A 6,156-nucleotide genomic window follows, 5' to 3' on the forward strand; every position below is an offset into this window, starting at 1 on the left:
CGCCGCGCCATGACGCCGGGCTTGAATATTGTTTCACAAACCGCTGAAATGAGGCCCGATTCGGCAGGTAGGCTGGATCATCGTCCAGCGTGAGGATTCGCCCATGGACAAGAGCCCCGACGCCTTTCGTACCATCAGCGAGGTCGCCGAAGATCTCGACCTGCCTCAGCATGTGCTGCGCTTCTGGGAAACGCGTTTCAACCAGATCAAGCCGATGAAGCGCGGTGGCGGCCGCCGTTACTACCGGCCGCAGGATGTCGAACTGATCAAGGGCATCCGCCATATGCTCTACGACCAGGGCTACACCATCAAGGGCGTGCAGAAGCTGCTGCGCGAGAACGGCAATCATTTCCTGGTCGCCATCGGCAATGGCGACATGGCCGCCGTCGAGGCGATCTCGCAGCGCCGGCAGGCCGATCAAGTGCTGTTGACGCCTGCGGCCCAGCCGCGCGGCATGGATGACGAACTGGTTGGCCAGCCGCGCGTCAAACCCAGCCGCCGCTTTTTCGGCCTGGGCAAGAGCGACGAGGACGGTCCGGTTCAGCCTGACGCGTCGAAACTCTCGCGCGACAATCGCGCCTTGCTGCAGGAAGCGCTGTTCGACCTCCTGGAATGCAAGCGACTGCTCGATCAGGTGCGCTGACCGCCAACTGAGCAATGTCGGCCGGTCGAAAACCGGAACCGGCCTTGGCGTGAGGCGTTACGTTTCCTTCTGCAATTGAAGGAAAAACGTCATGGCATCATATTCGACCCTCTCGGACATCGACCTCGACAAGCAGGTCGCGGCTCTCACCAGGGAATTGGCCAGCCTGAAGAAGGCGGTGTCCAGACGCGGCGGCGCCTATTACGAAGACGGTCGCGATGCCGCGCTCGACACCTATGCCGATCTTGCAGGGCGTCTGCGCGATGCGATGCCGGCCATACGCAAGCAAGGCAGGGTCGTCGAGAAATCGGCGCGCGACCATCCGACCGCGGCCGTCGCGGTCGGCCTTGTCATGGTCGGTCTCGTTGCCAGTCTGCTGTTCAGCCGGCGCTGAATCGTATCGCATTGCCACGAGAAGACCAGCCTTGAACAGCCAAGGCCGGTCTTCTCGTTGGCAGTCTGGTATGCCTAGGCCTTCTTCATGTCGTGGTGATGATGATGGTAGTGGTGATGGTAGTGATGGCGGTGATGGACAGGATGGTAGGGATGATGATGGTGGTGATGATGCTGTGCCATCGTGGCCGGAGCGGCATCCGCACTCGTCGCGCCGATCACCGGCACCGTGAAAGCAAGTGCAACCGCAAGCCCGAGGGCCGAGAGGAGGGACGTCTTCATGGGTCGTTTTCCTTTTTTAGCAAGTCGATCGAGTCGATGACCCGATCGCCGCGAATGGGATTACGCTCCTGAATTTTTTCCTCGTTATTTCCCGGCTGTAGAATTTTGTTTCTCGACTGTTTCTAAGCAAATCGGGCTTCCACCATCATCATCGCCAAGGCCGAAAGGCCATGCTTTCCCGCCTGTTTTGCCTACATTGGCGGGGCGACGCCATTGTTTCCGACCACCACGCGGCCGGAACTCAGCGTGCCGTCAGCCGCTCGCTCAGCCGTGACGACGACCGTCGCACCTGGCTTGAGGTCGGTCGGCGTGGCCGGCGCGAAGGTCACGACAGGTGTGGTGTCGGGTATCGAAATCTTCTTCGTCTGCCCATTGTCATAGGTCAGCGTGACGGCTCGGCCGTTTATGTCGGTGACGTCGGCCACGGTGCCGTTGGTCATGCGGCTGTTGGGCTGCAGGTCCCAGGGGCGGTCGCCCTCGCCAGTGCCTTTCAAGGCTGCCGGAAAGACCACAACCTCCAGCGCGCCGCTGCCGCCATCGGCTTTCGATACGGAGGCGATGCCGAGGAAATCGCCTTGCTTGATGTCCTTCACGGATGCGCTGGCGATGCCTGATATCTTCCAGCCGGCATTGAGCTTGATGGCGGAGGTATCACCCTGGCGGGTTTTCACGGTCAGCAGCGATGGCTCGAAACTGGCCACAGTGCCGCGCACGCGCAGCGTGTCCGCCGCTTGGGCACCGCCGACACCGGCAGCGGAAAGGCTGGAAATCGTGCCGAGCACGACGATGATTGTCTTCAAGTTCATTATAGAAATCCTTCCGGGAACGGCTGGCTGGAACCGGATGGTTTTCAGGCCAGCGACTCAGGGAATAACGAACGGGCGCGTCGAAACTGCCGGACAAAGCGCGATTGCACGGTCAAAACAACTTGATCGCGACGTGTGCGCGATCCGGCCGCGCAAGGCGCCTGCTTCACGATAGCGTGACGGTCAGATTGGTACTTGGCAAATCGCTGGCGAGCGGGCATGTTCCCGGTCGTCTCAGGCAACTTCGTCATTTGATCAAACTCTTTCAGCTTACGGAGTTGCCAATGCCCAACACTGCAAAAAGCGAAGCCCTCTCCGAATCGGTAGCCAATGAGATAGGGCCGGATTACAGCACCCTCAGAGCGATGCGGGAGACCCGCGGCTACAGTGTGGAAAAGCTTTCCCTGACATGCGGTCTGGCTGCCGACGAGATTGAGGATATCGAGAGCGGTAAGGTGACCGATCCGTCGAAGCTGCGTCGTATTGTGTCCGCGCTTCGACTTCCCCAGGACGCTTTGATCGCTTCGGCTGTGCACACGCCGGCCGCGCAAGGTCGATCCCTGGCATAGTTCAACGACAGGCATGCCCGACAACCCGCCAAGGAATAGCCTTGGCGGGTTTGTTTTTGTGGTGCGGCAGCCGCCCTGCCGCAGCCGGGGCTTGTCGAATTGTATGTGGCACGTGTTTGTACGCGCGGCAGCTCAGTCCGCTGTCCATCAGTCCTGAACTATGGGTTTTCGATATGAGCCTGGAATCCGTTCGTGCCTTCTTCGCCGCTCACGCGCCCGACATCGATGTCATCGTGACCGAAGCGAGCTCGGCTACGGTGGCGCTGGCGGCCGAGGCGCATGGCGTGCTGCCGGCGCAGATCGCCAAGACGATCTGCCTGCGCGTCGGCGATCGCACCATGCTGGTGGTGACCAGCGGCATCGCCAGGCTGGACAACCGCAAGTGCAAGGACCAGTTCGGCGGCAAGCCGCGCATGCTCGACGCCGCGGAGGTTGTCGAAGCAACCAGCCACCCGGTCGGCGGTGTCTGCCCGTTCGGCCTGCCGGCGCCGCTGCCGGTCTACTGCGATGTATCGCTGCGCGAATTCGACGAGGTCGTGCCCGCCGCCGGCGCCACCAACGCCGCCGTGCGGCTCAGCCCGCAGCGCATGGTCGATCTCATTGGCGGCGAATGGGTCGATGTCTGCCAATAGCGATCAAGCAATGCTTTGCACCGCGCTGCGTCTGGCTATCGGAATTGGAGTTGCATCGGCTTCAAGGCTATCCCGCGGACGTCTGTAGTCCAGGTTTCGCCAGCCACTGCCGGCATCGCCTCGGTGAGCGTGCCGGTCGTGATGATTTCGCCGGCTCGCAACGGGTCGCTCGAGGAATTGGCTGCGATTTCCACCAGAAGAAAGCGAAGTGCTTTGAAGGGGCTTCCCAGCACGCTGGCGCCGCCGCCGCTCCGCATCAAGCCGTCACTGCGCTCGATCGTGATCGTAAAACTTGACAGCTGATCGGCCCAGATCGCCGGATTTTCCGTTATCAACTGCCGATCACCAATCAACAGCTTGGCATGTACGCCATAGGCGGCCACGGCGTCGGCGGCTGTGAAAACCCACCCTGGAAAGATCGAATGAACGATCTCGAAGCCAAGCGCAATCCAGTCGACACAGCCGACAAGTTCATCCTCGCTCATGGAGACATCTGGAACGGTCCCCAGATGCAAGATGATTTCCGGTTCAATGCGTGGCTCGGCTAGGCCCGCCAACGAGTACATTCCGCCCTTCTCCGGGAGATCGCCGACTGTGCTGTCGAACATGTAGTTCCAGATTGGCCCCAAAATGCCATAGCCGCTCCAGACGGCGCGGTTGGTGAAGCCGATTTTGCGGCCGACGACCTTCTCGCCTCTGGCGCCCCGTACCGCACGAACGCTCGCGGCGACGTCGTATCCATCTGTAAGGCCGAATTGGGGAAAGCGGCTGGAAAAGGTCGGGATCTGTCGTCCCGTACCGAGAAGGGCGATTGCCTCCTGGGCAATCCGATCAAGCATTTGGGCCCGCTTCCGCAGCGTCATGATCTCATTGTATCAGCGGCGGGGAAATTGGATACGGATGCTCCCGAATGATGTCCCCGGAGGGGTGTTAAGCGATCATTCAGTCAGTCAGGCCAATATTGGGGCTGGAGCCCGACCATGAATTCCCGCTTTTCGCTCTGGCTTAAGGAGATAATCATCCGGTATCGCTTCACTCTGGCCGATATCGCCATGATAGTTGCTGTCGTCATCGCAGCCGGGTTCGGCATATGGCAATTTGACGCCTTTCCGAACGAAACCGCCGCCGAGCGCGAGCTGACCTTTGAGCTTGACGAGATATTCGCCGTTTGCGCGCTGGGCTTTGCCTTGTTTGGATGGTCGCGTCTTCGGGCACAGAGGCGGGAGATTGGCCGCCGGCGCGTGGCGGAAGAAGAAGCTCGCGCCCTGGCTTTCGAGGACACGCTCACTGGCCTGCCCAATCGGCGCCAGTTCGACGCTGCCCTGAATGCGGCTCTTGCAGCTCCTCCTGGTGCGGATGCCGTGCACGCGGTGTTCATGCTCGATCTCAATGGTTTCAAGCGCATCAACGACCTTCATGGTCATCCGACCGGTGACGAGGCGCTGGTCCAGACAGCGATCCGCCTCCGCAGGGCAATTCGCGACAACGATATGGTGGCGCGACTGGGAGGTGACGAGTTCGCCATCCTGGCCCGCCATCTGGCTGGTGCCGAGGCCGCCGCAACCTTGGCTCTGAGGATAATCGAAGCCTTGAAGGATCCCGTGCGCACGGGTGCGGGTGAGCATGCGATCGGCGCCGGGATCGGCATCGCTCTCGCACCCACCGATGGGACCGACGCCGAAACGCTCCTGCGCAAAGCGGATATCGCGCTCTATCGCGCCAAGGCATTAGGTCGAAGCGCGCTCCGCTTCTTTGAGGAGGAGATGGACCACCATATCCGGGAGCGCGACATCCTGGAGCGCGATCTTCGTGCGGCGATCGACACGAAGAAATTGGAAGTCGTCTACCAACCGCGGATCGACCTGAAGAGTGGGGCGATCATCAGTTTCGAAGCCACGCCGCGATGGATGCATGACCAATATGGGGAGTTGGATACGGCGCGCCTCGTCGCCATCGCCGAGACCACCGGTCTCGTTCAGGCGCTTGTGGATGATCTTCTGCGCACCGCATGTCGGGATGCAGCCGGGTGGGGAGGGAATGTCACGCTGTCCATCGGTATCCCCCCGGCACTTCTCAAGGACGATACATTTGGACTGCGCATTGTAGCCATTCTCGGGGAGAGCGGACTGCCGGCATCCCGCCTCGAGTTGGAGATTACCGAAAGCGCATTGGTTGCCGACCTCGAAGCCGCCAAGCGCGTTCTCGGCGCTATCCACGAGACGGGAGTGAAAATCGCGCTCAACAATTTCGGAACGGGATATTCGAGCCTGTATCATTTGCGCAATTTCAAGTTGGACACCATCAAGATCGATCGGAGCTTTGTGCAGGTGATGGCTGAGAATCCAGAGAGCGCGGCGATCGTTCGCGCGCTGGTGGGGCTCGGCTCTGGTCTGGGGCTGACGGTCGCTGCCGAAGGTGTTCAGAACGAGCAGCAGCAAACAATGCTCGTGAACGAGGGCTGTCAGCAGGGGCAGGGCTTCCTGTTCAGTCGATCTGTTACCGCTGATGAAGCGCGCCGGCAACTCAATGGACAACCAACCCCGATCCGCTTGACTGTCTGAAGATCTTGGCGAAGCCAACGATTTTAGTGCCCGCCGCCGCCACCAACGCCGCGCTGCGGCTCAGCCCGCAGCGCATGGTCGATCTCACAAGGGCCGAATGGGTCGATGTCTGCCAAGGCTAGCCTGGGGGCTCACCGGCACCTGCGATCGCATCGGCGCGAAAGTCGCCGAATTTCGGTTGACCCGGGCGGGGTTATCACGATACATCGCGACCGGTCCGGAGTGTAGCGCAGCCCGGTAGCGCACTTGACTGGGGGTCAAGGGGTCGTC

General features: G+C 60.9%; 8 protein-coding genes. 5 read left to right on the forward strand and 3 right to left on the reverse strand.

The genetic code is table 11. The annotated features are described in order from the left end of the window. The first annotated feature begins 103 nt into the window (after positions 1–103). Both AC1D0I_RS27820 and AC1D0I_RS27825 read left to right on the forward strand, forming a co-directional pair. Positions 104–643, forward strand: a complete 540-nt coding sequence (locus AC1D0I_RS27820) for a MerR family transcriptional regulator (RefSeq protein ID WP_477307211.1) — start codon at positions 104–106, stop codon at positions 641–643. A 91-nt stretch (positions 644–734) separates the two neighbouring features. Further along, on the forward strand, positions 735–1,037 hold the full coding sequence (locus tag AC1D0I_RS27825) for a hypothetical protein (protein ID WP_477399159.1): 303 nt from the start codon (positions 735–737) through the stop codon (positions 1,035–1,037). A gap of 74 nt (positions 1,038–1,111) precedes the next feature. Here AC1D0I_RS27825 and AC1D0I_RS27830 read toward each other — a convergent pair whose 3' ends face one another. Both AC1D0I_RS27830 and AC1D0I_RS27835 read right to left on the reverse strand, forming a co-directional pair. After that, the gene (locus AC1D0I_RS27830; protein WP_457153466.1) at positions 1,112–1,318 is read right to left on the reverse strand and encodes a hypothetical protein; all 207 of its coding nucleotides are present in this window, start codon (positions 1,316–1,318) and stop codon (positions 1,112–1,114) included. Positions 1,319–1,509: 191 nt separating this feature from the next. Further along, positions 1,510–2,124, reverse strand: coding sequence for a hypothetical protein (locus AC1D0I_RS27835; protein WP_477307214.1), 615 nt, complete (start codon positions 2,122–2,124; stop codon positions 1,510–1,512). Between the two features lie 284 nt (positions 2,125–2,408). On the opposite strand from AC1D0I_RS27835, the gene AC1D0I_RS27840 reads away from it, so the two are divergent. Together AC1D0I_RS27840 and AC1D0I_RS27845 are read left to right on the forward strand one after the other, a co-directional pair. After that, the gene (locus tag AC1D0I_RS27840; protein WP_095081186.1) at positions 2,409–2,693 is read left to right on the forward strand and encodes a helix-turn-helix domain-containing protein; all 285 of its coding nucleotides are present in this window, start codon (positions 2,409–2,411) and stop codon (positions 2,691–2,693) included. Positions 2,694–2,866: 173 nt separating this feature from the next. Next, positions 2,867–3,325, forward strand: coding sequence for a YbaK/EbsC family protein (locus tag AC1D0I_RS27845; protein WP_477399161.1), 459 nt, complete (start codon positions 2,867–2,869; stop codon positions 3,323–3,325). 35 nt (positions 3,326–3,360) lie between these two features. Here AC1D0I_RS27845 and AC1D0I_RS27850 read toward each other — a convergent pair whose 3' ends face one another. Further along, entirely contained in the window at positions 3,361–4,188 is an 828-nt protein-coding gene (locus AC1D0I_RS27850; RefSeq protein WP_477399163.1) for a 2-keto-4-pentenoate hydratase, read from the reverse strand. A 117-nt stretch (positions 4,189–4,305) separates the two neighbouring features. Between AC1D0I_RS27850 and AC1D0I_RS27855 the strand changes: the two genes are divergently transcribed. After that, a complete protein-coding gene (locus AC1D0I_RS27855) occupies positions 4,306–5,886 on the forward strand; it encodes a putative bifunctional diguanylate cyclase/phosphodiesterase (protein ID WP_477399165.1) in 1,581 nt (526 codons plus the stop codon). The last annotated feature ends 270 nt before the right edge of the window (positions 5,887–6,156 follow it).

It is taken from the genome of Mesorhizobium sp. P2_D1 (genome assembly GCF_056404455.1).

Bases quoted from the DNA above. Each gene is read 5' to 3' on its own strand.
- AC1D0I_RS27820 (WP_477307211.1), top strand. From the start codon at position 104: ATGGACAAGAGCCCCGACGCCTTTCGTACCATCAGCGAGGTCGCCGAA.
- AC1D0I_RS27825 (WP_477399159.1), top strand. From the start codon at position 735: ATGGCATCATATTCGACCCTCTCGGACATCGACCTCGACAAGCAGGTC.
- AC1D0I_RS27830 (WP_457153466.1), bottom strand. From the start codon at position 1,318: ATGAAGACGTCCCTCCTCTCGGCCCTCGGGCTTGCGGTTGCACTTGCT.
- AC1D0I_RS27835 (WP_477307214.1), bottom strand. From the start codon at position 2,124: ATGAACTTGAAGACAATCATCGTCGTGCTCGGCACGATTTCCAGCCTT.
- AC1D0I_RS27840 (WP_095081186.1), top strand. From the start codon at position 2,409: ATGCCCAACACTGCAAAAAGCGAAGCCCTCTCCGAATCGGTAGCCAAT.
- AC1D0I_RS27845 (WP_477399161.1), top strand. From the start codon at position 2,867: ATGAGCCTGGAATCCGTTCGTGCCTTCTTCGCCGCTCACGCGCCCGAC.
- AC1D0I_RS27850 (WP_477399163.1), bottom strand. From the start codon at position 4,188: ATGACGCTGCGGAAGCGGGCCCAAATGCTTGATCGGATTGCCCAGGAG.
- AC1D0I_RS27855 (WP_477399165.1), top strand. From the start codon at position 4,306: ATGAATTCCCGCTTTTCGCTCTGGCTTAAGGAGATAATCATCCGGTAT.